The organism is Streptomyces sp. DvalAA-43, from assembly GCF_900091725.1.
Classification (GTDB): Bacteria; Actinomycetota; Actinomycetes; order Streptomycetales; family Streptomycetaceae; genus Streptomyces; species Streptomyces pulveraceus.
The window spans coordinates 141,335-167,045 of sequence record NZ_FMBW01000026.1 but is presented as its reverse complement, the minus strand read 5'-3'; the positions used below and the strand labels follow the sequence as shown (position 1 = coordinate 167,045).

The window sequence follows — 25,711 nt, the reverse complement described above, 5'->3', positions numbered from 1 at the left end:
GAGTCCCGGTGAACGTCCCACGTCTGGTGATCGCCGCCCCCTCCTCGGGGAGCGGCAAGACCACCGTCGCCACGGGGCTGATGGCGGCCTTCGCGGAGCGCGGCCTCGCGGTGTCCCCGCACAAGGTCGGACCCGACTACATCGACCCCGGCTACCACACGCTGGCCACCGGCCGGCCGGGGCGCAACCTCGACGCGTACATGTGCGGCCCCGATCTGGTCGCCCCGCTGTTCGCGCACGGGGCGCGGGGGTGCGACCTGGCGGTGGTCGAGGGCGTGATGGGGCTGTACGACGGGGCGTCCGGGCAGGGCGAGCTGGCGTCGACCGCCCAGGTCGCGAAGGTGCTGCGGGCGCCCGTGGTGCTGGTCGTCGACGCGTCGTCGCAGTCGCGTTCCGTGGCCGCGCTGGTGCACGGCTTCGCCTCCTGGGATCCGCAGGTGCGGATCGGCGGGGTGATTCTGAACAAGGTCGGCTCCGACCGGCACGAGGCGCTGCTGCGGGACGCGCTGGAGGAGTCCGGTCTGCCGGTGCTGGGGGTGCTGCGGCGGGCCGAGCAGGTGGCGGTGCCGTCGCGGCATCTGGGGCTGGTGCCGGTGGCCGAGCGGCGCGGCGACGCGGTGGGCGCGGTCGGGGCGATGCGGGAGCAGGTGGTGGCGGGGTGCGACCTGGACGCGCTGATGGCGCTGGCCCGCGCCGCGCCCGCGCTGCCGGGTGAGGTGTGGGACGCGGTGGCGGCGATCGGTGCCTGCGGCGGTCCGGTTCCGCCGCCCTCCTCCGTCGGTGGCCGGGGCCCGGTCGTGGCCGTGGCCTCCGGCCCCGCGTTCACCTTCTCCTACGCCGAGCACACCGAGCTGCTCACCGCCGCCGGGGCCGAGGTCGTGCCGTTCGATCCGCTGCGGGACGAGGCGTTGCCGCCGGGCACCCGGGGGCTGGTCATCGGCGGGGGTTTCCCGGAGGTGTACGCCGCCGAGCTCTCCGCCAACGCGGCGCTGCGCAAGGCCGTCGCCGCGCTGGCGGAGTCCGGGGCCCCGGTGTCCGCCGAGTGTGCGGGGCTGCTGTATCTGGCGCGTTCGCTCGACGGGCTGCCGATGTGCGGGGTCCTCGATGCCGAGGCGCGGATGTCGAAGCGGCTGACGCTCGGCTACCGGGAGGCCGTGGCGGTCTCCGACAGCGTGCTGGCGGCGCCCGGCACCCGGGTGCGCGGGCACGAGTTCCACCGGACCGTGCTGGAGCCTGGTGCCGGGGCCGACCCGGCGTGGGGCATGCACCAGCCGGAGCGGCGGGTCGAGGGATTCGTGCGGGGCGGTGTGCATGCCAGCTATCTGCATACGCACTGGGCCTCGGTGCCCGGCATGGCCCGCCGGTTCGTCGAGCGGTGCGCGGGATGAGCCTCGGGCGAGGTGTCGGCATCGGGCCGGTCGGCCGGGCGCCGGTGCGGTGCTCAGTTCGCGATGCCCACCACGAGCCAGATGAAGCCCACCCCGGCCATGGTGCACAGCAGCGTGGAGCGGGCCGGGTGTTCGTGGTGTGCCTCGGGGAGGATCTCGGCGGCGGCGAGGTAGAGCAGCGCGCCGCCGAAGAAGCCGAGATAGCAGCCGAGGAGTTCCGCCGGAAGGGTGAACAGCAGGGTGGTCGCGGCGCCCACGACCGGCGCCAGGGCGTCCGCGAACAGCATGAACAGGGCCTTGCGGCGGGCGTTCCCGTACAGGCTGGTGATCGTGTAGGTGTTGAAGCCGTCGGCGAAGTCGTGCGTGATGACGGCGAGGGCGACGGTGGCGCCCATGCCGGTGCCCACCTGGAAGGCCGCGCCGAGCGCGACGCCGTCCATCAGGCTGTGGCCGACCATCGCCGCCGCTGCCGTGAGCCCCACCTGTGGCACCCGCTCCCCGCCCGCGCCGTGTGCCGCCTGCCGTACGGCGAGCAGCCGCTCCACGAGGTGGGCGAAGAGGAAGCCGCCGACGAAGAGCAGCAGCGCGGCCGGGACGCCGAAGACGGGTTCGCCGGCGGCGTCGATCGCCTCCGGCAGCAGGTCCAGGCCGACCACTCCGAGCATCAGTCCGCCGGCGAAGCCGAGCACCAGGTGGCGGCGGTCGGTGACGCGCTGGGCGACCCAGCCGCCGGCCAGGGTCATCAGGAACGCGCCGAGCGCGACGAACACCGCCATGCGCTCTTGCTAGCCGATCGCCCCCGGTACGCGCATCTCAGCGCAGCCCTGTAGCGCAGCCCTGTAGCCCGCCCCCGTGGCGCGCTCCTCCTCTCCCCATTCTTCTCCCGCGTTCCGAAAGGACCCCGCTCCATGTCCGAAGCCGTCGACTCCGCCGCGGTGTTGCCTCCCGCGTCGCTCGCCGTCGGGGTCGGCGCCTCCAGGGGCGCACCGGTCGACGAGATCCTCGGGCTGATCCGGGACACCCTGCGTGGGGCCGGGCTCTCACCGTCGGGCGTCGCGGAGCTGGTGACCGTGGACACCAAGGCGGACGAGCCGGGCATCGTCGCCGCCGCGGCGGCGCTCGGCGTACCGCTGCGTACGTACCCGGCCGGGGAGCTGGCCCGTATCGACGTGCCCGGTCCGTCCGGCGCACCGCTCGCCGCGGTCGGAACGCCGTCGGTCGCGGAGGCCGCCGCGCTCGCGGCGGGGGGTGAGCTCCTCGTACCGAAGCGGAAGTCGGCCCCTCGGGGAAGGGCGCCGATGGTGACCTGTGCGGTGGTGCGCCGCGATCCGCGCGGGCGGGCGGGCGTCGGGCCGTCCGGCCCCGACCGTTGCGTGGAACCGGGTGCCGGGCGCATAGTCGTTCTGCCGGACTTCGGGGACGGGGCGGAGCCGCCGCGGCGGCCGGCCTCCCGCCCCGACGACGACGCCCACCCCCACACCACGGCGGCCATGCACACTCCCACGGAAAGCCCCGACGCGACCGGCGCGGGCACGCACGATCTGCGGCACCACGGTGACGCGGAGGTACGGGGACGGGACCGGGATCTGACCGATCTCGCCGTCAACGTACGGGCCGGTACTCCCCCGGCCTGGCTGAGGGAGCGGATCACGGCGTCGCTGGGCGCGCTGGCCGCCTACCCGGACGGCCGTGCGGCGCGGGCGGCGGTCGCGGCCCGGCACGGTCTTCCGGTGGAACGGGTGCTGCTGACGGCGGGTGCGGCGGAGGCGTTCGTGCTGATCGCACGGGCGCTGCCGGTCTCCCGGCCGGTCGTGGTCCATCCGCAGTTCACCGAGCCGGAGGCGGCGCTGCGCGCGGCCGGGCACACGGTGGGGCGGGTGCTGCTGCGGGCCGGGGACGGGTTCCGGCTGGACCCCTCGGCGGTGCCCGAGGACGCGGACCTGGTGGTGGTCGGCAACCCGACCAACCCCACGTCGGTGCTGCATCCGGCGGCGGTGCTGGAGCGGCTGGCCCGTCCCGGCCGGACGCTGGTGGTCGACGAGGCGTTCATGGACGCGGTGCCGGGCGAGCGCGAGACGCTGTGCGGGCGTACGGACGTCCCGGGGCTCGTCGTGCTGCGGAGCCTCACCAAGACCTGGGGGCTCGCCGGGCTGCGCATCGGTTACGTGCTGGCCGCCCCGGAGACCGTCCGGGCGCTGGAGGAGACCCAGCCGCTGTGGCCGGTGTCGTCCCCGGCGCTGACGGCTGCCGAGGCGTGCATGGAGCCGCGGGCCCTGGCCGAGGCGGCTGCCGCCGCGGAGCGGATCGCGGTGGACCGGGCCCATCTGGTGGCGGGGCTCATGGAGTTCACCGAGGTGCGGGTGGTGGAGCCGGCCGAGGCGCCGTTCGTCCTGGTGTGCCTGGACCGGGCCGCCGAGGTGCGGGAGCGGCTGCGGATGCTGGGGTTCGCGGCGCGGCGCGGGGACACGTTTCCCGGGCTGGGTCCCGATTGGCTGCGGCTGGCCGTGCGCGACCGCGCCACGACCAACCGCTTCCTTCAGGCGTTCGACCAGGCCCTGCAGACGCTGGGCGTGGCGGTGCGCTGACGGGGCAGCCGGTGAGAAACCGGCTGCCCCGCCCGGTCTGCGGAAGGTCAGCCCTGGGCGCGGCGCCTGGCCAGGATCACCGCCCCGGCGCCCACCGCCAGCAGCGCGGCCGCGCCGCCCGCGATGTACGGAGTGGCGGAACTGCCGCCGGTCTCCGCGAGGTTCGATCCCGCGGCCGGTTCGTGGCCGGTGCCGGTCTGCGGCTTCACACCGCCGTCGCTGCTGCCGCCGTCGCCGGAGGCACCGTCGCTGGAACCACCGCTGCTGGGACCGCCGTTGCCGGAGCCGCCGTCACTGGAACCACCGCTGTCCGCCCCGCCACTGTTCGACCCCCCGTCGCTCGAACCTCCATTGCTGGTACCGCCGTTGTCCCCGCTGCCCGGTCCGGTCGCCTTCGGCGTCTCGCAGGTCGCCTCGACGAGGGTGACCTCGCCCTGCACATCGGCGACGTTCAGCTTGAGCGGGTTGACGGAGACCTTCAGCCGCAGCGCGGTCGCCGCGGCGGTGCGCGAGGTGGTGTGCGTCTTCGAGAGGTCGAGGGTCACCTCACCGACCCCCGGAACACTGATCTGCGTGGTGCCGCCCGCGCTGAGGTCGATCCGCTTGCCGAGGATCGACACATGCCCCAGCACGTTCGACTCGGCGACCGGCTTCCGGCCCACCTCGCAGACCGCCTTGGAGGTGACCTTCTCCACCTCGATCAGCGAGAGCAGCGGCAGTCCGGGGACGTGGACCCGGGCCTTGGCCAGGTTGCTGTAGCCCTCGGCCCGGTGCTTGTCGACGGTCGCGTTCGAGGTGGCCACATCGGCGGCGAGCACGCTGACCGGCCGGCCGCCGTCCACCCCGTCGAGCCGCACACTGAGCGCGGTCTCCTTGGCGTCGGCGGGTGCCTTCACCTCATTGAGCGTGGCCCTGAGCGGCACGTCGACCGTCTTGTTCAGGAGCGAGACGTCGAGTGCGGTACGGAGCACAACCGCACTGGCCTTCCCGCCGCCGGTGGTCGTGGTGGTCGCGTCGGCGGCCTGCGCCGGGGCGGCGACCAGCAGGGCGACAGGTGCGGCGGCGACCGCCAGGGCGGCCAGGCGGAAGGTGTTGCTGTTCAAAGTGGTGGAACCCCCACAAGAGACATGGAGCCACCGGCGCTGTCCAATGGGGGACATCGAGAGCTCCGGTGGCCTCGACCCCGAAAGCTTTACGCACGGAGGGTGAACTGGCGGACACCTGACGTGAGTTCACCCCAAAGGGGGGTTTCCGTGCCTGTATTCGAATATCTCGGTACGTGCGTTCCTCGGGGTCACCCGATCCGCCGAGCGCGGAGGGCGCCGGGGCCGTCTGCGCCGGGGTGCGCGGAAAAGTGTCTCAACGACGGGACAGGGCTTCGGTAACTGCCCGTCAACACGACGCACCCCCGGCCACAGGCCACCCGACAGGGCTCTCAGCCGATCACCCGCCCGTTCAGCACCACCCGCCGCGGTGCCGCGAGCACCCGTACGTCCGCCCGCGGGTCCTCGTCGTACACCACCAGGTCCGCCGGGGCGCCCTCCTCCAGCACCGGTCGCCCCAGCCACCGCCGGGCGCCCCAGGCCGTCGCCGACAGCGCGTCCAGGGCGGGGATGCCCGCCTTCACCAGCTCGGCGACCTCGTCCGCCACCAGTCCGTGGGCGAGCACGCCGCCCGCGTCGGTGCCGACGAAGACCGGGACCCCGGCGTCGTACGCGGCGCGCACGGTGTCGTAGCGCCGTTCGTGCAGCCGCCGCATATGGGCCGACCAGCGGGGGAACTTGGCCTCGCCGCCGTCCGCGAGCGAGGGGAAGGTGGCGATGTTCACCAGGGTGGGGACGATCGCGACCCCGCGCTCGGCGAAGAGCGGAATGGTGTCCTCGGTGAGCCCGGTGGCGTGCTCGATGCAGTCGATGCCGGCCTCGACCAGATCGCGCAGCGAGTCCTCGGCGAAGCAGTGCGCGGTGACCCGGGCGCCGAGCCGGTGCGCCTCGGCGATGGCCGCCGTGACCTCCTCGCGCGGCCAGCAGGCGGTCAGATCGCCCACCTCGCGGTCGATCCAGTCGCCGACCAGCTTCACCCAGCCGTCGCCGCGGCGCGCCTCCTGCGCGACGTACGCGACCAGCTCGTCCGGCTCGATCTCATGGGCGTAGTTCCGGGTGTACCTGCGGGGCCTGGCGATGTGGCGCCCGGCCCTGATGATCTTCGGCAGGTCCTCGCGGTCGTCGATCCACCGGGTGTCGGCCGGTGAGCCCGCGTCCCGCAGCAGCAGGGCACCCGCCTCCCGGTCGGCGAGGGCCTGCTGCTCGCTGGTCGCCGCGTCGACGGCGCCGTGGTGGTCGAGCCCGACGTGGCAGTGGGCGTCCACCAGGCCTGGCAGCGCCCAGCCGGTGACGGTCACCGCCGCGTCGGCGCCGGGCGGTCTCCCGTACGAGATCCGCCCGTCGACCGCCCAGAGCTCGTCCCGGACGTCCTCGGGACCGACGAGCACCCGCCCCTTCACGTGCAGCACCTGCGATGCCTTGTGATCACTCATGGGCAGCACTGTACGAGGCGGCGCGCGGGGCCCTGGGTACGCTTCGACGGAAGCACCGTCCGTACGCGCCACCGCGCACCGAACCGGCCGGCCTCACCCGACCCGACCCGAAGAGAGCACCACCGTGACGCATCCGTTCCTCGACCTCGCCCCGCTCACCGCCGCGCACTTCGCGGCCATCGAGCAGCGGGTGGCCGGCCTCCTCGCCACCGAGCAGGATGTCGTCATCATGCAGGGCGAGGCGCTGCTCCCCCTCGAAGGCTGCATCCGGGGCGCCGCCCGGCCCGGCTCGACCGCGCTGAACGTCGTCACCGGGCCGTACGGGCAGACCTTCGGGAACTGGCTGCGGGACTGCGGTGCCCAGGTGATCGATCTGGCGGTGCCCTTCCACACGGCGGTCACCGCCGACCAGGTCGCGCGGGCGCTGGCCGAGCATCCGGAGATCGACTTCGTCTCCCTGGTCCACGCGGAGGCGGCGACCGGCAACACCAATCCGGTCGCCGCGATCGGTGAGGTGGTCCGTTCGCACGGGGCGCTGTTCATGCTGGACGCCGTCGCCTCGGTGGGTGCCGAACCGCTGCTGCCGGACGTGTGGGGCGTCGACCTCTGTGTGATCGGCGCGCAGAAGGCGATGGGCGGCCCGGCCGGGGTGTCCGCGGTGTCGGTGAGCGGGCGCGCCTGGGAGCGGATCGCCGCCAACCCCCAGGCCCCGCGCCACTCCTACCTCTCGCTGCTGGACTGGAAGGAGCGCTGGATCGACGGCGGCCGCAAGGCCCTGCTGCACGCCCCCGCCCAGCTGGAGATGCTGGCGCTGGAGGCCTGTGTGGAGCGGATCGAGGCCGAGGGCCTGGACGCGCTGATGGCCCGTCACTCCGCTGCCGCCGCGGCGACGCGCGCGGGCGCGGTGGCGGTCGGCGGCGGTCTTTCGCCGTATGTGCACGAGGCCGGGGCGGCGGCGCCGGTCGCGACGACGCTGCGCGCCCCCGAGGGGGTCGACGCCGCCGGGCTGGTCGCGCGGGCGCTCGCGGCCGACCCCTCGCTGCCGCTGATCGCGGGCGGGGGCGCGCTGTCCAAGGAGATGATCCGGGTCAATCACTACGGTGTGGATGCGACGCGGGGCGCGGTGCTCTCCTCGCTCGCGGCTCTGGGGGCGGCGCTGGCCGATGCGGGCCGGCAGGTCGACTTGGAAGCTGCCCGCAAGGCCGTCTCGGAAACCTGGCCGAGCGAATAAATACGCGCCGTAACACCCTTATTCCATAAATGCGGGGAGCTGCCTTGTTCAGAGCAGCTCCCCGCATTCTTCTGCCCGCTTTCCCGGACCCTAAACACCCTGCTTTCCCGGAGCCTCTGCCACACAATTCCGTTGCGTCACCCGCGAGTTACACCTATGTGACCGACTCCACATCGGAGCCGTTATGCCGGATAAATGACACCCAAAACGGGGTGAATCGCATCCTGGTCGCGCCGACGCACGCGCCCGCCTGATAGCACAGCGGACCGCCCCGCCCAACCCCTCACCTCGATGCAATTTCAGAATTTGCTGGGTAAATTCAATTCGCATGACCGCCGCACCAGCAGAATTTGCCCGTGCCCGCACCGAATTCATCGGCATCGACGCCCCACGAGTGGAGGACGGAGCCGCGATCTGGCGCATAGCCCGCGACTCCGAGGTCCTGGACCTCAACTCCTCGTACAGCTACCTGCTGTGGTGCCGTGACTTCTCGGCGACCTCCGTGGTCGCCCGCGACGAGGCCGGCGAGCCCATCGCCTTCGTGACGGGATACCTCCGGCCGGACCGCCCCGGGACGCTCGTCGTCTGGCAGGTGGCCGTCGACCACGGCCACCGCGGGACCGGCCTGGCGGGCAGGCTGCTGGACGCGCTGACCTCGCGGGTCGCCGCCGAACAGGGCCTGGCCTCGGTCGAGACGACCATCACCCCGGACAACACCGCGTCGGACCGGCTGTTCACCTCCTACGCGCAGCGCCACGACGTGCCCCTGGAGCGCACGGTCCTCTTCGACGGCGGGCTGTTCCCCGAGGACACGCACCTGCCCGAAGTCCTGTACCGCATCGGCCCGTTCCACGCCTGAGCGCGGCCCAGCCCGCCCGCATCGCCGCCCGTCGCACACCCCCCTCAAGCAGGAGAATCCCTGTGACCATCACCCCGCCCGCCCTGAGCGTCTTCGAGACCCTGGAGTCTGAGGTACGGAGCTACTGCCGGAACTGGCCCGCGGTGTTCGACCGCGCGCAGGGCGCCCGGCTGACCGACGAGGACGGCCACACCTACCTGGACTTCTTCGCCGGCGCGGGATCGCTCAACTACGGCCACAACAACCCCGTCATGAAGCGCGCGCTGATCGACTACATCGAACGGGACGGCATCACCCACGGCCTCGACATGGCCACCACCGCGAAACGCGCCTTCCTGGAGTCCTTCCAGAACAACGTGCTGCGCCCGCGCGACCTCCCGTACAAGGTGATGTTCCCCGGGCCGACCGGGACCAACGCGGTCGAGGCCGCGCTGAAGCTGGCCCGCAAGGTGAAGGGGCGCGAGTCGATCGTCTCGTTCACCAACGCCTTCCACGGCATGTCGCTGGGTTCGCTCGCCGTCACCGGCAACGCCTTCAAGCGGGCCGGGGCCGGAATCCCCCTGGTGCACGGCACCCCGATGCCGTTCGACAACTACCTCGACGGCCGGGTGCCCGACTTCCTCTGGTTCGAGCGGCTCCTGGAGGACCAGGGTTCCGGCCTCAACAAGCCCGCCGCGGTGATCGTCGAGACGGTGCAGGGCGAGGGCGGCATCAATGTGGCGCGCCCCGAGTGGCTGCGCGCACTGTCCGACCTGTGCCGACGTCGCGACATGCTGCTGATCGTCGACGACATCCAGATGGGCTGCGGGCGCACCGGGGCGTTCTTCTCCTTCGAGGAGGCCGGCATCACCCCCGACATCGTCACCCTGTCGAAGTCCATCAGCGGCTACGGCCTGCCGATGTCGCTCTGCCTGTTCACCCCGGAGCTGGACATCTGGGGACCGGGCGAGCACAACGGCACCTTCCGCGGCAACAACCCGGCGTTCGTCACGGCCACCGCCGCGCTGGACGCCTACTGGGCGGACGGCCAGATGGAGAAGCAGACCCTGGCCCGGGGCGAGCAGATCGAGCAGACGCTCCTCGCGATCTGCGACGAACACGCCGGGCTCGGTGCGCGGTTCCGGGGCCGCGGCCTGGTGTGGGGCGTGGAGTTCACCGATCCCGCGCGCGCCGCCGCGATCTGCGCCCGCGCCTTCGAGCTGGGTCTCCTGATCGAGACCTCCGGTCCGCAGAGCGAGGTCGTGAAGCTGCTGCCGCCGCTGACCATCACCCCCGACGAGCTGGACGAGGGGCTGCGCACACTGGCCCGCGCGGTCCGCGAGACCGCCTGATCCCGGACCCGCCCCGGCGCGGGTCCGACGAGAAGCACCACCGCAGAGAGAAAGGCACCGACCCACCGTGATCGTCCGATCGTTCAGTGACATCGAGAACACCGACCGGCATGTGAAGGCCGCTTCCGGCACCTGGGAGAGCAAGCGCATCGTGCTCGCCCAGGAGAAGGTGGGCTTCTCCCTCCACGAGACCACGATGTACGCGGGTACCGAGACGTCGATGTGGTACGCCAACCACATCGAGGCCGTCCTGTGCGTCGAGGGCGAGGCCGAGCTCACCAACGACGAGACCGGCGAGAAGCACTGGATCACCCCCGGCACGATGTATCTGCTGAACGGACATGAACACCACACCATGCGGCCGAAGACCGACTTCCGCTGCGTCTGCGTCTTCAACCCACCGGTCACCGGGCGGGAGGAACACGACGAGAACGGTGTCTACCCGCTGCTCACCGAGGAGGGCTGAGCCATGACCACCGATGCGCGCACCGACCTTTACCCGACCCGCGGCGCCGCCGAGATCACCACCCCCCGCCAGGACCCGGTGATCTGGTCCGCACCCGGCGCCCCGGGCCCGGTGGCGGTGAAGGATCTCCAGTCCTTCGAGCGCGACGGCTTCCTCACCGTGGACCAGCTGATCACGCCCGACGAGGTGGCCGTCCTCCACACCGAGCTGGACCGGCTGATCGCCGATCCGGCGGTGCGGGCCGACGAGCGCTCGGTCATCGAGCCGAAGTCGCAGAAGGTGCGGTCGGTCTTCGAGGTCCACCGGATCAGCGAGGTCTTCGCCCGGCTGGTGAGCGACGAGCGGGTGGTGGGCCGGGCCCGCCAGATCCTCGGCTCGGACGTGTACGTCCACCAGTCCCGGATCAACGTCAAGCCGGGCTTCGGCGCCTCGGGGTTCTACTGGCACTCGGACTTCGAGACCTGGCACGCCGAGGACGGTCTGCCGAACATGCGGGCGGTGTCCGTATCGATCGCACTGACCGAGAACCACGACACCAACGGCGGGCTGATGATCATGCCCGGTTCGCACAAGTCGTTCCTCGGCTGCGCGGGCGGGACGCCGAAGGACAACTACAAGCAGTCGCTGAAGATGCAGGACGCCGGCACCCCGTCCGACGAGGCACTGACGAAGATGGCCGACCGGCACGGCATCAAGCTCTTCACCGGCAGGGCCGGTTCGGCGACCTGGTTCGACTGCAACTGTATGCACGGCTCGGGCGACAACATCACTCCGTACCCCCGCAGCAACGTCTTCATCGTCTTCAACAGCGTGGAGAACGCCGCCGGGGAGCCGTTCGCGGCACCGGCGCGGCGGCCGGAGTTCATCGGGGCCAGGGACTTCACAGCGGTGAAGTGAGGCCCTGCCGGGCCGGATCGGGGCAGGGGGCGGAGCGGCGGCCGTCGCACCGCCCGCCCCCGCCGAAAGCCGGTGGACCACGACGGCCCCGCCCGGAGACAGTGGGGCCCATGACCTCACTCGTACGTCACATCACGATCGACTGCGCCGACGCCTACGGGCTGGCCGGCTTCTGGGCCGAGGTGCTCGGCACACGGCTCTCGGACGACGACGCCCCCGGGGATCCCGAGGTTCTCGTCGAATCCCCCGGCGCCGCGCTGCTCCTCATCCAGGTGCCGGAGCCCAAGAGCACCAAGAACCGCCTCCACCTGGACATCCAGCCACAGGACCGGACCAGGGACGAGGAGGTCGAGCGGCTGCTCGGCCTCGGCGCCACCCTCGTCGCCGACCACCGCAGGCCCGATGGGCGGGGGTGGGCAACGCTCGCCGACCCCGAGGGCAACGAACTGTGCGTCGAGTGCGGTGCGGCGGAACGGGCGGCCCTGACCGGGACCCGGCTGCCGGTCACGGCGGACGACGTGACCACCGCGGTGCGCCTCGCGGTCGACGCGCTCCGGGAGTCCCCGGTGGCCGACTGGGACATTCCGGCCGGGTCGCTGGAGTGGACCTGCTGGGAGACCGCGGAGCATCTGAGCGACGACCTCTTCTCCTACGCGACCCAACTGGGCCCGCGACGACCGTCGCTGGACGCGAACCTCCCGTACCGCTGGGGCCCCGACCGCGAGGGCGGTCCGTGGAACGCGGTCTTCGCGGACCGGTCGGCCGGGCCCGCCGGGCTGCTCCAGACGCTGGAGGCGAGCGGCGCGCTGCTCGCCTCGATGGTGCGGACGGCCTCGCCCGAGCTCCGCTCGTACCACTCCTACGGGGTGTCCGACCCGGAGGGCTTCGCCGCGATGGGCATCGTGGAGACCCTGGTGCACATGCACGACCTCGCCGCGAGCCTGGAGATCGGCTGGAACCCGCCCGCCGGCCTCTGCGACCGGGTGCTGGCCCGGCTCTTCCCGGGCGCGCCGAAGGACGACGACCGGTGGGCCGTGCTGCGCTGGGCCACCGGCCGCGGCGAGCTGTCCGGCCACCCGCGCGTCACCTCGTGGAAGTGGCACGGCGCGCCGCTGGACGGGACCGGCCCGGCGTAGCACGGGACGGGCCCGGCCGGGCGGCCGTTCGGGGTGACGTCGAGAATCCGCGGACCGGTAGTCTCCCGCCATGAGTGATCGATCGGCCGCCCACGGAGACGGCATCGGCCAGGCCGGGGGAACAGCAGGGTATGCCAGGGAGGCGGACGCGCTGGCGGCCCAGTACGAGGCGGTCGCCTTCGGTGACGTCCACCGTGACGTGCTGGGCCTGGTACCCCCCGGGCCTGCGCGGATCCTCGACATCGGCGCAGGTACGGGCCGCGATGCCGCCGCGTTGGCAGCCCTGGGACACAGCGTCGTGGCTGTCGAGCCGACGACGGAACTGCGGGTACACGGACAGCGGATCCATGCAGGCAGCGCGATCGACTGGGTTGACGACGTTCTCCCTGACCTGACGCTACGTCAGTACCCAGGCCGGTTCGACGCGATCTTCGCCACCGCGGTGTGGATGCACCTGGACGCCGGGGAGCGTGAACAGGCGATGGCCAGGATCGCGGCTTTGCTGGTACCCGGCGGCCGGTTCTTCGTCACCCTCCGCCACGGGCCCGTGCCCGAAGGCCGCCGCATGTTCGAGGTGTCCGCTGCCGAGACAGTCGAGCTGGCCGCCGCACACCGCCTGCAGACGGTCCTGAGCAGCGAGCGTTCCGACCTCCATGGCCGGGGCAGTGTCTGGTGGAGCTCCCTCGTGTTCCAGGCGGAGGACTCCCTCAACGCACTCGCCTGAGCGGAAGATGTGGATGACGGCTCTCCACCCGGTCAGCCGAGGGTCATGCCGGTGCTGACAGGACAGCCGTCGATCAGGCGCGGGCGGTACCGGATCATCTCGGGCTTGCGCGTGACGGCCCGGGTGATCCGGCCCGGGTGAGCGGCGGCGAGGTTGCCGATGTCTCGTCGACCGGCGACCAGATGTCCTCTTGCGGATTGAGGTCGGGGGCGTAGGCCCGTGTTGGAACACGGTGAGCCGGTCGGCGTCGGCCTCGAAGAACTCCCGCAAGGGTGCGGCCATGTGCATGCGGAGGTCGTCCCGGACGAGCACGATCCGTCCGCCGAACCGCGCGCGCGTGCGGAGGACCAGGTCGCGGTGGTTCTTCCAGCCGAAGCCTTCTGGTTCGTCCGTGCAGCTCCGATGTTCGCGAATCGCGTTGACACGATGCCGCGAACCTCGACAGGCGCCTGAGCGCCGAGCGTATTTCTACTCCAGCAGCTTTCCTCCGGTGCAGTAGCTTGCCAACGCCCCCTGGGAACAGCCGGCTGCCGCAGCGCAGACAACGGAGGATCATGCATGCCCCGAGAAGCTCCGTACCTCGCAGTAGCCGATGTCCTGCGCGCACGAATTCTCGCGGGAGAGTGGCACATCGGCGAGCGCCTGCCGTCCCGGGCACGGCTCTCCGAGGAGTACGGGGTCGGGCGCAACGTCATGCAGAGGGCCATGGACCGGTTGACTGAGGCGGCTGCGTCGACCTGGGCCGGGGGGCTGAAATGCCCGGGGCCCGGGAGGGCAGCGACGACCTGGCAGGCGGGACCGCGGGCGAATGCGGTTGATGGTGCTTTGGTGGGCATGATTTTCTGCTCCGGCCTGCGGCAGAGGTTCTGTCGTGTCGTGCGACAGGGGGAGGGGAGAGCGGTGCCCAAGATGTCAAGGTTCGACCAGCGGGCGGTTGCTCTGGTGGAGCTGCGGGGGACGCGGACCGAGTGCGACATGTTCGAGGAGGCGCTGGCGGACCGTGGGTGGCCGGTGCTGGAGAAGCGCGGCGGTACGGCGAGCGTCGTCACCGACCGCAGCTTCTGGTACACGATCGAAGCGCGATTTCCGGGGAGCCGGATCAACGCGGTCCGGGGTGCGCGCGAGCGGATAGAGCTCATTTCCGATGAGCTGCAGCTGGATCTCAACGTCGAAGTGGCCGATCGTGTGGTCCGGGACCCGGCCGATCGCCCGCAGTGGTACGCGTACGACCGGCCGGTGACGCATCCGCATACGGTTCCGTTGCCCCGGAGGGAGCGTTGGGCGGAGCGTTGGAACACGTGGCGTGCGGAAACCCTCGGACTCCGTGACACCGGCCGGTTGATTACCGCGACGTCATCGTCGGCCGCACAGAACCATGCTTCCCGGCCATTGCCCGGAATCCGGTCTCAGCCGCGACGGGTTGCCGCGCGAAGGTCTGGCGGTGCGACTCGACCGATACCGGCGGGCATCGGGACACGACGCCGCTCACGGCAACAACTCAGCTGGTTGTTTGTGCTGATGGCGGTCTGGTGCTGGTCAGGCGCACGGGTGGCCGACGTGTGGCAGGGCGGGTTCGCCTCCTGGTGCGGATTCGGGCTGTTCGCGCTCTGCCTGGTTCCCGCCGGAGTCGCTGTGATCCGTAGAGGCTTCCCGCAGGCATCGCAGACCGAGGCATTCGTCGGAGCCGGAACTCTCGGGGCAGTCGGGGTCGGTCTCGGAATGAACATGGTGCGTATGCAGCCGGAGGCTGGGAACGCGTCGCACGGGCTCACCTACCTCATGGCCGGTTTCATCGTCTTCAACGGGATTCGTCTTCTCGTCCGCCAGTGGAGCTGGCGGGCCGTGGCTCCGTGGCTGATTCCGACGATCCTGCCGATCGTCCTCGGTTTCGTCCCGTCGATCGGAGTCGGTCTGCATGCCTCCTACCTGGATGCGTTTGATCTCAATGCCGAGGATGTCGATGTGCCGCATGTCTGGCAGTTCATTGCCTCGGTCAAGTTCACGGCCGTGATGAACCTGTGGCTCATTGCGCTGGCCGGACTCGGATACATGCTGCATCTGCACTGGCTGGTGCGGGAACGATGGGTGGGGTACGCGTTCCTGCTCGTCCTCTCGGCCATGCTCTTCCTGGCGGGTGCGTGGGGCCGCGGGCTGGAACCGGCAGGCGCGGCAGGCCGCGATGCCGTCGCCGCAGCGAAATCCGGGCGCACTCCCGCCCCGTACTTCGGTATCGCCCCCGAGTGGGTGTGCGCTCACCCCATCGGCGAGGTGGAGGCGATCCCGGTCGACGGCGGCGAGTTCGTTCCCACCCGGCCTTACCTCAAGGTCGGCGACGCGGGCGGCACCGCGGTCCTGTGGGACGCGAGCAAGGAGCAGGCGCTCAAGATGCCGATGAACAAGCTCCGTATCGTCCCGGAGGACAGGCGCCCGGCGTCGTGCGGGTAGCGCCGGGCGGCCCGCGCTTCGCCCGGCGCTGTCGGTGACCGGGGGGAATGAGGGCCTCCGCTCCCGTGTTGTGCACGGGAGCGGAGGGTGGCTCCGCGCCACCTGAGCCGTACGCCGTCCGGGCCGTACGTACGAGGACACGGAGAGAAGAAGAGACATGCGCGTCGAGATCTGGAGCGACATCGCCTGCCCCTGGTGCTACATAGGGAAGGCCCGTTTCGAGAAGGGCCTGGCCGGGTTCGCCCACCGCGACGAGGTCGAGGTCGTGCACCGGTCCTTCGAGCTCGACCCCGGGCACGCCAAGGGGGAGACCGCGCAGGTGGTCGACATGCTGGCGCAGAAGTACGGGCGCACCCGTGAAGAGGCGCGGGCCATGGAGGCGAACGTCGCGGCCAACGCGCAGGCCGAAGGGCTCGGCTACCTCACCGAGGGCCGGGACCACGGCAACACCTTCGACATCCACCGGCTGCTCCACCTGGCCAAGGCCCGCGGCCGCCAGGACGAGCTGCTGGGCCTCGCCTACCGGGCGAACTTCGCCGAGGAGCGGTCCGTCTACGACGGCGACGTCCTGGTCGAGCTGGCCGTCGAGGCCGGGCTCGACGCCGACGAGGCGCGCGCCGTGCTCGCCGACCCGGAGGCGTACGCCGACGAGGTGCGGGCCGACGAGCGTGAGGCGTCCGAGCTGGGGGCCAACGCGGTGCCGTTCTTCGTGCTCGACCGGCGCTACGGCATCTCCGGCGGCCAGCCCGCCGAGGTCTTCGCCCAGGCGCTGGAGCAGGCGTGGAAGGACCGCCCGCTCACCGCGATCGGCGGGGACGCCGCGGCATGCGACGCCGACGGTGCCTGCGAGGTCCCGCAGGCCTGACCCGCGGCGCCCGGGGCTGTTTCCGGCGGCACGGACAAGCGGCACGGATAAGCAGTGCTTGGGTGTTCCCTTCAACATTTCGCAATTGACCAGGGATTGAGGGGGCCCCAGGCTGGGCGCATGGAGACTACTTCGCTCAGCAGTGCGGTGGACGGCGAGTTCACACCGAGGACGACCTATCTCAACACCTCCACCTGCGGGCTGCTGCCCCGGCGGACCGTGGCGGCCGTGCGGGCGCTCGCCGAGGCGATCGCCTCGGGCGTCACGGACGGTTCCGGCGACTCCGAGGTGGTGGAGGCGGCCCGGGGCGGCTTCGCCCGCCTCGCCGGGGTCGACGCCACCCGGGTCGCCGTCGGCAGCTCGGTCTCCGTACATGTCGGGCTGATCGCCTCCTCGCTGCCTCCGGGGGCCGAAGTCGTGGCGCCCGAGGGCGAGTTCAGCTCCGTCGTCAGTCCCTTCGCGGTCCGCGGCGACCTCAGGATGCGTTATGTGCCGCTGGACCGGCTGGCCGATGCGGTGGGGCCGGACACCGCGCTCGTGGCCTTCTCCTCGGTGCAGTCGTCCAACGGCCGGGTCGCCGACCGGAAGGCGGTGTGCGCGGCGGCCGCCGCCCATGGCGCCCGGACCCTGCTCGACGCGACCCAGTCGGCCGGCTGGCTGCCGCTGGACGCCGGGGAGTACGACTACACCGTCACCGGCGGCTTCAAGTTCCTGCTCTGCCCGCGCGGCGCGTCGTTCCTCACCGTCACCGAGGAGGCGCAGCGGACCCTGCCGCCGGTCTTCGCCGGCATGTCCGCCAGCGACGATCCCTGGGGCAGCACGTACGGCCCGGTCGAGCAGCTCTCCCGGACCGCCCGGCGCTACGACGAACCGCCCGCCTTCCTCTCGTACCACGGCGCCGAACGGTCCCTCGCGCTGCTGGGCGAGGTCGGTGTGGACGTCATCCACTCCCATGTCACCGGGCTCGCGGCCCGCATGCGGGCGGGGCTGGCCGGGCTGGGGCACGAGGCGGTGCCGGAGGAGTCGGCGATCGTGGCCGTGCCCGGACTGGGTGACCGGGAGCCGGAGCTCGCGCGGGCCGGAGTGGTGGTCTCGAACCGGGCGGGAAGCCTGCGCGCGGCCTTCCACCTGTACAACACGGAGGCCGATGTGGACCGGGCCCTGGACGTGCTCTCCGGCTGAGCCAGGCCGCCGGGGAATCAGCGGGGGCCGGGGCAGTCCCCGGCCTCTCGGCAGAGGTTCGCCTCGACCTTGGCGAGCAGCCGGGCCAGCTCCTCGCGTTCGGCGGGGTCGAGACCGGCGAGGGTGTGGTCCTCCAGGTCCGTCCAGGCCCGCCGGACGTCGGAGTGCAGCGCACAGCTGTCGTCGGTGGCCTCGACCAGGACGGCCCGGCGGTCGTCCGGGTCGGGGCGGCGGCGTACGTGCCCGGCCTGTTCGAGGCGCTGGAGCATCTTGGTGACGGTGGAGGGGTCGAGGTCGACGGCCTTGATCAGCTCGGCCTGGCGCACCGGACCGGCATCCCACAGGCACATCATCACGAACTCCTGACCCGGGTAGAGCCCGAGCCCCCTGAGCAGCCTGCCCGCGGCGATCCGGTGCAGCCGGGCGACCCGGGCGAGGGCGTGACTGACCGGGCCGCCGAGGGCCGCGCTCGGCAGGTAGGTACAGGCGGGGTCGGCGGATCCGGTGGGCTCGGCCTGCATGGGGACTCCTCGGGGCGGCGCTCCGGCCGGCTCCGATGCCGGGTCCGGCGGCTTTCTGCGAACTTTACATTGGTCGGCCAAGTAATGGGCTACAGTGGCGCGAGCAGAGATAATTGGCCGACCATATAAATTCTCCGGGGAGCCCCCATGACCACCGCGTTCGACCCGATCGACCTTGTCGGCACCCAGCTCGCCAACCGCATCGCCATGGCCCCGATGACCCGCAGCCGGGCCGGTGAGGGCGGCACCGCCACGGATCTCGTCGCCGAGTACTACGCCCAGCGCGCCTCGGCGGGCCTCATCATCACGGAGGGCGTCCAGCCGTCCGTCGTGGGCCAGGGCTACCCCGCCACCCCGGGGCTGCACAGCGCGGAGCAGGTCGCGTCCTGGCGCCGGGTCACCGACGCGGTGCACGCGGCGGGCGGCCGGATCTTCGCCCAGCTCATGCACGCGGGCCGGATCGGCCACCCGGACCTGCTGCCGGACGGACTGACCCCGGTCAGCGCTTCCCCGGTCCGGCCCGCCGGCCGGCTCTTCACCGGCACGGGCCTGGAGGACTTCACCACCCCGCGCGAACTGACCGGCGACGAGGTCCGGCAGACCATAGCCGACTTCGCGACGGCCGCCCGCAACGCGGTCGACGCCGGTTTCGACGGGGTCGAGCTGCACGGCGCCAACGGCTACCTCATCCACCAGTTCCTCGCCCCCAACACCAATCTGCGCGAGGACGAGTGGGGCGGCTCGGACGAGGCCCGCATCCGGTTCGCCGTCGAGGTGGTCAAGGCCGTCGCCGCCGAGATCGGCGCGGCGCGCACCGGGCTGCGGATCTCGCCCAAGAACCCGTACAACGACATCGACGAGCCCGCCCCGGAGGCCGTCTACACCGCGCTGGTGCGGGAGATCGAGCCGCTCGGCCTCGCCTATCTGCACGTGATGGAGGCGGTGGAGATCCGCGAACTGACCCTCGCGCTGCGCAAGCAGTTCTCCGGCACGTTCATCCTCAACGCCCTGACGGACGGGCCGACCGGACCGGACGACCACACGATCGTCGACGACGGGATCGCCGACCTCGTCTCGTACGGTGCGCTGTTCATCGCCAACCCGGACCTGCCGGCCCGGCTGAAGGCCGGCGGCCCGTTCAACACCCCGGACGCGTCGACCTTCTTCGGCGGGGACGCGAAGGGGTACGTCGACTACCCGGCGCTGGAGAACACCCAGGCCTAGAAGGACAGGGCAGCTCGCGACGGACAGAGTCAAGCCGCCCAGGCTACCGGGTTGGATTCCGGCCCGTTGAGCCAGGGCGAGCGATGCAGCTCAACGTGTCGGCTGCCCCGTCTGTGACTCCCCTGTGGGACATGGGCGGGGCTCCCTGCTGTCCCGGCACAGTCGCCGTTCAGAGCCCCGCGGTAACCTGTGGTCCCGCGTTCCCCGTTGTCACTCCCCGTCGTCGAGCTCGACGATCGGCCGGTCGGCGACCACGGCCACCAGCATCATCGGCGCGTCGCCGTCGCACTGGTTCAGGGAGACGGCGACCCACCTGCCCTCCACCGGCCCCCACACCGCCAGGTCGCCGAGGCAGTCGGTGTCGCACAGCGCCCGGTACAGCGGCGGCAGGGGCTCGTCCGCCTGGTCGCGGAAGATCGGCACCCGCATGCACACCATCCGGTGGGCGCCCCATCGGTGGTCCAGCTCACCCACGAGATCGGCGAGATGAGCCGAGGCGGCCTCCTCGGCCTCCTCCCACTCGCGTGCGTACGCGCCCACGAGGTCGTCGCTCTCCCAGAGCGGCACGATCCGGAAACCCTCGCCCGCGGTCGCGCTCCACTCCCCGGTGTCCGGCTCGCCCTCGTCCACCGTCGGCCCCTCGGCCGGTACGGGTCCGGCGAGCAGCGCCTCGATGTCGCAGACCGCACGGCCGGTCCCGAACGTCTCCCCGCTCCGGGCGGTCACCGCGCCACCGCCCGCTGGCCGAACCCTGACATCTTGGGCATCGCTCGCCCCTCCCCCGGTCGCACGACACGGCAGAGCCCCTGCCGCGGGCCAGAGCAGAAAATCATGCCCGCCGAAGCGTTATCAACCGCATGCACCCGTGGGCCCGGCCGCCGGGTCCGCGCCGCCCTCCCGGGCCCCGGGCGAGGATCAGTGCGGCCAGGAAGGAGCCGGGGATCGAGTCGTCGGGCGCACCGGCGCACTCCACGCCACGGGTCACACAGTTCGATGGCACGACGGAGGTGCGAGAGGTTTCAGCTGCCGTCCCGCAGGTCCCCCACCCCCGTCGCGCGGAACGCGATCCGGTCGAACGACGCCTCGCAGCCCTCGCCCGTCGGTGACTGGACCAGGAAGCCGATCGACGCGTCGGCCGCGTGCTCCGGGTCGCCGAGGGCGAAGACGCGGACGAAGGTCCACCGCTCGCCGTCGGCCGAGGCGTGGAAGGCGAACGCGTTGCCGGTGCGGCTGAGGCGCAGCCAGCAGCTGTCGCCGTCCACGACGAAGGAGTTGACGTCGTCGGAGTGGCCGCGGGTGACGACCGTGCAGACGGTGGGGCGGTCCGGGGAGAGTTCCAGGCAGATCTTGGCCCACTCCCGTTCTCCGACGTGGAGGTAGAGCACCCCGGCGTCGAAGGCCGCCGCGAAGCCGACCTTCACCCGGGCGAGCAGCTGGAAGTCGCCCCGGGGCGCGGGGCCGAGCAGACGGGGGGCGTCGCTCGTGGAGTCGAGGGACGCGCCGCCGGGCGGTACGAACCGGTCCTGACGGGCGCCCGCCCGGCCGGTCAGCACACCGCCCTCGTACGCCCAGTCGGCGTCGGGGCCGAACGGGCTGAGCTCGAAGGGGAGTTCGGGGAGTCGAGGGGTCATGCCGGGCGTCCGTCCACCCGGCGGGGAAGGCCGAGGGGGTTGTCCTCGCGGAGTTCCGGCGGGAGCAGGGCCTCGGGGGTCGTCTGGTAGGTGACCGGGCGCAGCCAGCGTTCGATCGCGGTGGCGCCGACCGAGGTGGAGGTGGAGGTGGTGGCCGGGTAGGGGCCGCCGTGGTGCTGGGCGGGGGCGACGGCGACGCCGGTCGGCCAGCCGTTGACGAGGACCCGGCCGGCCAGCGGGGTGAGGGCCGCGAGGAGCCCGGGGGCGTCCGCGTCGGCGCCGTCCGTGGTGGTCTGGAGGGTGGCGGTGAGATTGCCGGGGAGGCGGGAGAGCACGGCGGTGATCTCGTCGTGGGAGGTGTAGCGGGCGACGACGGCGACGGGGCCGAAGCACTCCTCCAGGAGTGCGTCGTGCGGGCCGTCGGCGGCGAGGAGGTGGGCCGGGACGGTGAGGAAGCCGGCCGCGACGGTGTGGTCGCCGCCCGCGCCGGGGGTGACCGGGGCCTCCACGTCGGGGAGTTCGGCCCGGGTCCGGACGCCCGCGACGAAGGCGTCGCGCATCCGGTGGTCGAGCAGGACCGCGGCCTCGGTGTCGCTGACCGCGTCGGTGAGGGACTTCAGCAGCCGGTCGCCGGTCTCGCCCGCCGGGGCCAGGACGAAGCCGGGCTTGGTGCAGAACTGGCCCGCGCCCATGGTCATCGAGCCCGCCAGCCCGGCGCCGATCTCCTCGGCGCGCTCGGCGGCGGCCGCCTCGGTGACGACGACGGGGTTGAGGGAGCCCAGCTCGCCGTGGAAGGGGATGGGGCGGGGCCGGGCCGCCGCCGCGTCGAACAGGGCGCGTCCGCCGCGTACCGAGCCGGTGAACCCGGCGGCGGCGACGAGCGGGTGCCGGATCAGCTCGATGCCGGCGTCGAAGCCGTGCACCAGGACCAGCACGTCCTCGGGCAGGCCGACCTCCGCCGCCGCCCTGCGCAGCACGGAGGCGCACAGCTCGGAGGTGGCGGGGTGGTCGGGGTGCGCCTTGACGACGACGGGGCAGCCGGCCGCCAGCGCGCTCGCGGTGTCGCCGCCGGGGACGGAGAAGGCGAGCGGGAAGTTGCTGGCCGCGTAGACGGCGACGACGCCGAGCGGGAGCTTGTAGCGGCGCAGGTCGGGCCAGGGCGGGGTGCGGGTGGCGTCCGCGTGGTCGATGTGGATGTCGAGGAAGGCGCCCTCGTCGACGACCTCCGCGAAGGACCGCAACTGGGCTGCGGTGCGGGCGAGTTCGCCGGTCAGCCGGACCGGTCCGAGCGCGGTCTCCGCGTCGGCGGCCTCGATGACGTGCTCCCCGGCGCCGGTGAGCAGATCGGCCGCGGTGCGCAGGAAGGCGGCGCGCACGGTGCGGTCGGCGAGCGATTCCCGTACCGCGTGGGCGGCCCGGACCGCACGGTCGACCTCCTCCGCTGTAGCCTCCACCGCAACCTGCTCACGCGGGTTCCCGGTGCGGGGGTCGACGCTCCAGACTGGTGCTGCTGCCACCGTGATTCCTTCCGCTCACTGCCACGCATCAGAAGTTGTTCGGTATTCTGAACAGAGTTCCTGATCGTGAATATGAAGCGACTCTATTTCCGGGCGTTCGGTGTTGGCAAGGAGTCGCCGGATCAAGAATTCTCAGGGTTTCGCACGTGGGTTGGAAGGGGCGTAGGGCGATGTCGGTTGCCGAATCCGGTGGGGCACAGGTCAAGTCCGCCGTACGGACGGTGGAGCTGCTCGAATACTTCGCGGGGCGGCCCGGCATGCACTCGCTCGCCTCGGTGCAGGAGGCCGTCGGCTACCCCAAGTCCAGCCTCTACATGCTGCTGCGCACCTTGGTGGAGCTGGGCTGGGTGGAGACCGACGCGACGGGCACGCGGTACGGGATCGGCGTACGGGCCCTGCTGGTCGGCACCTCGTACATCGACGGCGACGAGGTCGTCGCGGCCTCCCGGCCGACCCTGGACCGGCTCTCCGACGACACGACGGAGACCATCCACCTGGCCCGTCTCGACGGGACGAACGTGGTGTACCTCGCCACCCGGCAGTCGCAGCACTATCTGCGGCCCTTCACCCGCGTCGGCCGCCGGCTGCCCGCCCACTCCACCTCGCTCGGCAAGGCGCTGCTGGCCACCCACAGCGACGAGCAGGTCCGCAAGCTGCTCCCCGAGACGCTGCCCGCGCTGACCGAGCACACCATCACCGACCGCGAGAAGCTCATCGAGGAGCTGCACCTCATCCGCGAGCAGGGGTACGCGGTGGACCGCGAGGAGAACACCCTCGGGCTGCGCTGCTTCGGCGTCGCCGTCCCGTACCGCACCCCCGCCCGCGACGCCATCAGCTGCTCGGTGCCGGTCGCCCGGCTCACGCCCGCGCACGAGCAGATGGTGAAGGACGCGCTGTTCGACGCCCGGGACCGGCTGACGCTCGCCACCCGGAGGCTCTGAACCATGGGGACGACCAGGGGGATCACCCTGCGCGAGGTCCAGGACGGCGATCTGCCCCTGTTCTTCGCCTTCATGTCCGACCCGGAAGCGGTCAGGACGGCCGCCTTCACCAGCGAGGACCCCACCGACCGGCGGGCGTTCGACGCCCACTGGCGGTACATCCTGGCCAATGACTCCGTCATGATGCGCACGGTGGTCGCGGACGGTGCGGTGGTCGGCAACGCCGGGGTGTACGGGCCCCCGGGCGACCGCCAGGTCACCTACTGGATCGACCGGGCGCGGTGGGGCCGCGGGCTCGCCACGGCCGCGCTGTCGGCGCTGCTCGACGCCGTACCGGAACGCCCGCTGCACGCACGGGCCGCGGCCGACAACACCGGCTCGCGCCGGGTGCTGGAGAAGTGCGGATTCGTCGTCACCGGGACGGACCACGGGTACGCGCACGCCCGCGGCGAGGAGACCGACGAGCTGCTGTTCACCCTGCCGGGCTGACCGGCCACCCGGCCGCCGCCCCGCCACCGCACCACGGCGGCCGTCGCCCCCGAGCGCTCCGGTCCGGCATGAGAAACCGGTGAGAACCGGCGCATTCGGGAACGGCACGCGGCGCCCCGTTCGTCCCTCGGGCGGGATGAACAGAACGATCAGGCGCGCCTCGGTCTTCTGCCTGCTGCTGGTCCTCGCCCTGCTGGGGCGGGCGACCTGGGTGCAGGCGTACCAGGCACGGGCGCTCGCAGACGACGACCACAACCGGCGGAACACCATCGCGCAGTACGCGCAGCCGCTCGGCGACATCATCGTGGCCGGATCCCCGGTCACCGGATCGAAGAGGACGGTGGGCAGCGATCTCGCGTACAGACGCACCTACACACAGGGCGAGCTCTACGCGGCCGTCACCGGCTACAGCTCGCAGGCGTACGGCGCCACACAGCTCGAAGGGATCTACAGCCATGTGCTGGACGGCACCGACGACCGGCTGAGGAACCCGTTGGGCGCGGTGACCCGCGAGCAGGGCGCCCCGGGGAACGTCCTGACGACGATCGACCCGGACGTGCAGAAGGCCGCGTACGAGGCGCTCGGCGACGACAAGGGCGCGGCGGTCGCGATCGACCCGAAGACCGGCCGGATCCTGGGCATGGTCTCCACCCCCTCGTACGACCCGTCCTCGATCAGCGGGACGACGGACGGCGAGGCCTGGCAGAAGCTCCTCGACCACGAGGACAAGCCGATGGTCAACCGCGCGCTGCGGCAGCCGCTGGCGCCCGGTTCGACGTTCAAGCTGGTGGTGGCGTCCGCGGCGCTGGAGAACGGGCTGTACGGCTCGGTCGACGAGCACACGGACAGCCCCAATCCGTACACGCTGCCCGGCACCAGCACCGTGCTGCGCAACGAGAGCGCCTCGGCGCCCTGCGAGAACGCCACGCTGCGCACCGCGCTCCAGTACTCCTGCAACAACGTCTTCGCGAAGGCCGCCGTCGACCTCGGCCAGGACAAGGTCAGGGCGATGGCGGAGAAGTTCGGCTTCAACGCCGACAAGCTCGATGTGCCGGTACGGGCGTCCAAGAGCGTCTACCCGTCCGGCATGGACCGGCCGCAGACGGCGCTCACCGGCATCGGCCAGTTCGAGGTCACCGCGACGCCGTTGCAGATGGCCATGGTCTCGGCCGCCCTCGCCAACGGCGGCGAACTCGCCGCGCCGCACATGGTGTCCGAGGTGACCGACGCCAAGGGCGGCGCGCTCCAGGAGTTCGCGGACGGGGACACCCGGCGGGTGGTCTCGCCGTCCACCGCCGAGGAGCTGCGCAGCGCCATGGTGACCGTCGTCGAACAGGGCACCGGCACCAACGCCCGGATCGCCGGGGCCGAGGTGGGCGGAAAGACGGGTACCGCGCAGAACGGCGTGGGCAACAGCAGGACCCCGTACGCCTGGTTCACCTCGTACGCGAAGGACCGGGCCAGTGGCAAGGAGGTCGCGGTCGCCGTGGTCGTCGAGGACTCGGGCGCGGCGCGCTCGGAGGTCAGCGGCAACGGCCTGGCGGCGCCGGTCGCCCAGAAGATGATGAAGGCGGCACTGGCCCGCTGACCGGCGGCGGGAGCCGTACGCCGGGTCCGGCGCGGTCGCGTGGCACGAGCACGCACCCGCGCCGGACGGGTGTGCGGACCTCCGGCAGGTGCCCTACGGCCCGCGCGGGGCCGGCTCCTCGCGCCGCTGCGTAATAGGGCATCTGCCCGATGCCT

General features: G+C 71.9%; 23 protein-coding genes and 1 pseudogene. 17 read left to right on the top strand and 7 right to left on the bottom strand.

All coding sequences use genetic code 11. The features are described 5' to 3' along the window. Positions 1–8 precede the first annotated feature (8 nt). Positions 9–1,388 (top strand): cobyrinate a,c-diamide synthase, encoded by a 1,380-nt coding sequence (locus GA0115234_RS05625; protein WP_093539729.1) that lies wholly within the window; start codon positions 9–11, stop codon positions 1,386–1,388. Between the two features lie 53 nt (positions 1,389–1,441). On the opposite strand, the gene GA0115234_RS05620 is transcribed toward GA0115234_RS05625, so the two are convergent. Then, positions 1,442–2,164, bottom strand: coding sequence for a ZIP family metal transporter (locus GA0115234_RS05620; protein ID WP_093539728.1), 723 nt, complete (start codon positions 2,162–2,164; stop codon positions 1,442–1,444). Positions 2,165–2,296: 132 nt separating this feature from the next. Between GA0115234_RS05620 and cobC the strand changes: the two genes are divergently transcribed. Then, the gene (gene cobC, locus GA0115234_RS05615; protein WP_093539727.1) at positions 2,297–3,973 is read left to right on the top strand and encodes an Rv2231c family pyridoxal phosphate-dependent protein CobC; all 1,677 of its coding nucleotides are present in this window, start codon (positions 2,297–2,299) and stop codon (positions 3,971–3,973) included. A 47-nt stretch (positions 3,974–4,020) separates the two neighbouring features. On the opposite strand, the gene GA0115234_RS05610 is transcribed toward cobC, so the two are convergent. Together GA0115234_RS05610 and GA0115234_RS05605 are read right to left on the bottom strand one after the other, a co-directional pair. Further along, positions 4,021–5,076: an SCO1860 family LAETG-anchored protein gene (locus tag GA0115234_RS05610; RefSeq protein ID WP_093539726.1), complete on the bottom strand. Its 1,056-nt coding sequence runs from the start codon at positions 5,074–5,076 to the stop codon at positions 4,021–4,023. Positions 5,077–5,408: 332 nt separating this feature from the next. Further along, positions 5,409–6,509 (bottom strand): amidohydrolase family protein, encoded by a 1,101-nt coding sequence (locus GA0115234_RS05605; RefSeq protein WP_093539799.1) that lies wholly within the window; start codon positions 6,507–6,509, stop codon positions 5,409–5,411. 124 nt (positions 6,510–6,633) lie between these two features. Here GA0115234_RS05605 and GA0115234_RS05600 point away from each other — a divergent pair, with 124 nt between their 5' ends. From GA0115234_RS05600 to GA0115234_RS05550, 11 genes and pseudogenes are all read left to right on the top strand, one after another. Next, positions 6,634–7,740 carry a pyridoxal-phosphate-dependent aminotransferase family protein gene (locus GA0115234_RS05600; RefSeq protein ID WP_093539725.1) on the top strand — a complete coding sequence of 369 codons (1,107 nt, stop codon included), beginning with the start codon at positions 6,634–6,636 and terminating at the stop codon, positions 7,738–7,740. Between the two features lie 328 nt (positions 7,741–8,068). Beyond that, positions 8,069–8,599: a diaminobutyrate acetyltransferase gene (gene ectA / locus GA0115234_RS05595; protein WP_202553382.1), complete on the top strand. Its 531-nt coding sequence runs from the start codon at positions 8,069–8,071 to the stop codon at positions 8,597–8,599. 62 nt (positions 8,600–8,661) lie between these two features. Next, a complete protein-coding gene (gene ectB, locus GA0115234_RS05590) occupies positions 8,662–9,930 on the top strand; it encodes a diaminobutyrate--2-oxoglutarate transaminase (protein ID WP_093539723.1) in 1,269 nt (422 codons plus the stop codon). A gap of 67 nt (positions 9,931–9,997) precedes the next feature. Continuing rightward, positions 9,998–10,396 carry an ectoine synthase gene (locus tag GA0115234_RS05585; protein WP_093539722.1) on the top strand — a complete coding sequence of 133 codons (399 nt, stop codon included), beginning with the start codon at positions 9,998–10,000 and terminating at the stop codon, positions 10,394–10,396. 3 nt (positions 10,397–10,399) lie between these two features. Beyond that, positions 10,400–11,293, top strand: a complete 894-nt coding sequence (gene thpD / locus GA0115234_RS05580; RefSeq protein ID WP_093539721.1) for an ectoine hydroxylase — start codon at positions 10,400–10,402, stop codon at positions 11,291–11,293. Between the two features lie 110 nt (positions 11,294–11,403). Beyond that, the gene (locus GA0115234_RS05575; RefSeq protein ID WP_093539720.1) at positions 11,404–12,429 is read left to right on the top strand and encodes a VOC family protein; all 1,026 of its coding nucleotides are present in this window, start codon (positions 11,404–11,406) and stop codon (positions 12,427–12,429) included. Between the two features lie 70 nt (positions 12,430–12,499). After that, entirely contained in the window at positions 12,500–13,153 is a 654-nt protein-coding gene (locus GA0115234_RS05570) for a class I SAM-dependent methyltransferase (RefSeq protein WP_093539719.1), read from the top strand. A gap of 558 nt (positions 13,154–13,711) precedes the next feature. Beyond that, positions 13,712–13,870 (top strand): annotated as a pseudogene (locus tag GA0115234_RS05560) (GntR family transcriptional regulator); the annotation flags it as partial. Positions 13,871–14,128: 258 nt separating this feature from the next. After that, positions 14,129–15,598: a hypothetical protein gene (locus GA0115234_RS42225; protein ID WP_176729074.1), complete on the top strand. Its 1,470-nt coding sequence runs from the start codon at positions 14,129–14,131 to the stop codon at positions 15,596–15,598. Between the two features lie 157 nt (positions 15,599–15,755). Then, entirely contained in the window at positions 15,756–16,463 is a 708-nt protein-coding gene (locus tag GA0115234_RS05555; RefSeq protein WP_093539717.1) for a DsbA family oxidoreductase, read from the top strand. Between the two features lie 120 nt (positions 16,464–16,583). After that, entirely contained in the window at positions 16,584–17,645 is a 1,062-nt protein-coding gene (locus tag GA0115234_RS05550; protein WP_093539716.1) for an aminotransferase class V-fold PLP-dependent enzyme, read from the top strand. Between the two features lie 17 nt (positions 17,646–17,662). Here the strand turns inward: GA0115234_RS05550 and GA0115234_RS05545 are convergent, their stop codons facing one another. Then, entirely contained in the window at positions 17,663–18,166 is a 504-nt protein-coding gene (locus GA0115234_RS05545) for a MarR family winged helix-turn-helix transcriptional regulator (RefSeq protein ID WP_093539715.1), read from the bottom strand. Positions 18,167–18,313: 147 nt separating this feature from the next. Between GA0115234_RS05545 and GA0115234_RS05540 the strand changes: the two genes are divergently transcribed. Next, the gene (locus GA0115234_RS05540; RefSeq protein WP_093539714.1) at positions 18,314–19,390 is read left to right on the top strand and encodes an alkene reductase; all 1,077 of its coding nucleotides are present in this window, start codon (positions 18,314–18,316) and stop codon (positions 19,388–19,390) included. A 210-nt stretch (positions 19,391–19,600) separates the two neighbouring features. On the opposite strand, the gene GA0115234_RS05535 is transcribed toward GA0115234_RS05540, so the two are convergent. The 3 genes from GA0115234_RS05535 to GA0115234_RS05525 form a co-directional block, all read right to left on the bottom strand. Further along, positions 19,601–20,116 (bottom strand): hypothetical protein, encoded by a 516-nt coding sequence (locus GA0115234_RS05535; RefSeq protein WP_093539713.1) that lies wholly within the window; start codon positions 20,114–20,116, stop codon positions 19,601–19,603. A gap of 293 nt (positions 20,117–20,409) precedes the next feature. Then, the gene (locus tag GA0115234_RS05530; RefSeq protein ID WP_093539712.1) at positions 20,410–21,021 is read right to left on the bottom strand and encodes a DUF1349 domain-containing protein; all 612 of its coding nucleotides are present in this window, start codon (positions 21,019–21,021) and stop codon (positions 20,410–20,412) included. Then, the gene (locus GA0115234_RS05525) at positions 21,018–22,538 is read right to left on the bottom strand and encodes an aldehyde dehydrogenase (NADP(+)) (protein WP_093539711.1); all 1,521 of its coding nucleotides are present in this window, start codon (positions 22,536–22,538) and stop codon (positions 21,018–21,020) included. Before GA0115234_RS05525 ends, GA0115234_RS05530 begins: the two co-directional genes overlap by 4 nt. Positions 22,539–22,708: 170 nt before the next feature. Here GA0115234_RS05525 and GA0115234_RS05520 point away from each other — a divergent pair, with 170 nt between their 5' ends. The 3 genes from GA0115234_RS05520 to GA0115234_RS05510 all read left to right on the top strand — a co-directional run bounded on the left by GA0115234_RS05520 (position 22,709) and on the right by GA0115234_RS05510 (position 25,556). Then, complete coding sequence (locus GA0115234_RS05520; RefSeq protein WP_093539710.1) at positions 22,709–23,479, top strand: IclR family transcriptional regulator; 771 nt, start codon at positions 22,709–22,711, stop codon at positions 23,477–23,479. Positions 23,480–23,482: 3 nt separating this feature from the next. Further along, positions 23,483–23,968: a GNAT family N-acetyltransferase gene (locus GA0115234_RS05515; RefSeq protein WP_093539709.1), complete on the top strand. Its 486-nt coding sequence runs from the start codon at positions 23,483–23,485 to the stop codon at positions 23,966–23,968. A gap of 136 nt (positions 23,969–24,104) precedes the next feature. Then, the gene (locus GA0115234_RS05510) at positions 24,105–25,556 is read left to right on the top strand and encodes a peptidoglycan D,D-transpeptidase FtsI family protein (RefSeq protein WP_093539708.1); all 1,452 of its coding nucleotides are present in this window, start codon (positions 24,105–24,107) and stop codon (positions 25,554–25,556) included. The last annotated feature ends 155 nt before the right edge of the window (positions 25,557–25,711 follow it).

Excerpts from the sequence above, each read along its gene's own strand:
- GA0115234_RS42225 (WP_176729074.1), top strand. The coding sequence starts at position 14,129 with ATGTTCGAGGAGGCGCTGGCGGACCGTGGGTGGCCGGTGCTGGAGAAG.
- GA0115234_RS05530 (WP_093539712.1), bottom strand. The coding sequence starts at position 21,021 with ATGACCCCTCGACTCCCCGAACTCCCCTTCGAGCTCAGCCCGTTCGGC.
- GA0115234_RS05605 (WP_093539799.1), bottom strand. The coding sequence starts at position 6,509 with ATGAGTGATCACAAGGCATCGCAGGTGCTGCACGTGAAGGGGCGGGTG.
- thpD (WP_093539721.1), top strand. The coding sequence starts at position 10,400 with ATGACCACCGATGCGCGCACCGACCTTTACCCGACCCGCGGCGCCGCC.
- GA0115234_RS05620 (WP_093539728.1), bottom strand. The coding sequence starts at position 2,164 with ATGGCGGTGTTCGTCGCGCTCGGCGCGTTCCTGATGACCCTGGCCGGC.
- GA0115234_RS05575 (WP_093539720.1), top strand. The coding sequence starts at position 11,404 with ATGACCTCACTCGTACGTCACATCACGATCGACTGCGCCGACGCCTAC.
- GA0115234_RS05540 (WP_093539714.1), top strand. The coding sequence starts at position 18,314 with ATGACCACCGCGTTCGACCCGATCGACCTTGTCGGCACCCAGCTCGCC.
- GA0115234_RS05510 (WP_093539708.1), top strand. The coding sequence starts at position 24,105 with ATGAACAGAACGATCAGGCGCGCCTCGGTCTTCTGCCTGCTGCTGGTC.
- GA0115234_RS05555 (WP_093539717.1), top strand. The coding sequence starts at position 15,756 with ATGCGCGTCGAGATCTGGAGCGACATCGCCTGCCCCTGGTGCTACATA.
- ectA (WP_202553382.1), top strand. The coding sequence starts at position 8,069 with ATGACCGCCGCACCAGCAGAATTTGCCCGTGCCCGCACCGAATTCATC.
- cobC (WP_093539727.1), top strand. The coding sequence starts at position 2,297 with ATGTCCGAAGCCGTCGACTCCGCCGCGGTGTTGCCTCCCGCGTCGCTC.
- GA0115234_RS05515 (WP_093539709.1), top strand. The coding sequence starts at position 23,483 with ATGGGGACGACCAGGGGGATCACCCTGCGCGAGGTCCAGGACGGCGAT.
- GA0115234_RS05550 (WP_093539716.1), top strand. The coding sequence starts at position 16,584 with ATGGAGACTACTTCGCTCAGCAGTGCGGTGGACGGCGAGTTCACACCG.
- GA0115234_RS05545 (WP_093539715.1), bottom strand. The coding sequence starts at position 18,166 with ATGCAGGCCGAGCCCACCGGATCCGCCGACCCCGCCTGTACCTACCTG.
- GA0115234_RS05570 (WP_093539719.1), top strand. The coding sequence starts at position 12,500 with ATGAGTGATCGATCGGCCGCCCACGGAGACGGCATCGGCCAGGCCGGG.
- GA0115234_RS05520 (WP_093539710.1), top strand. The coding sequence starts at position 22,709 with ATGTCGGTTGCCGAATCCGGTGGGGCACAGGTCAAGTCCGCCGTACGG.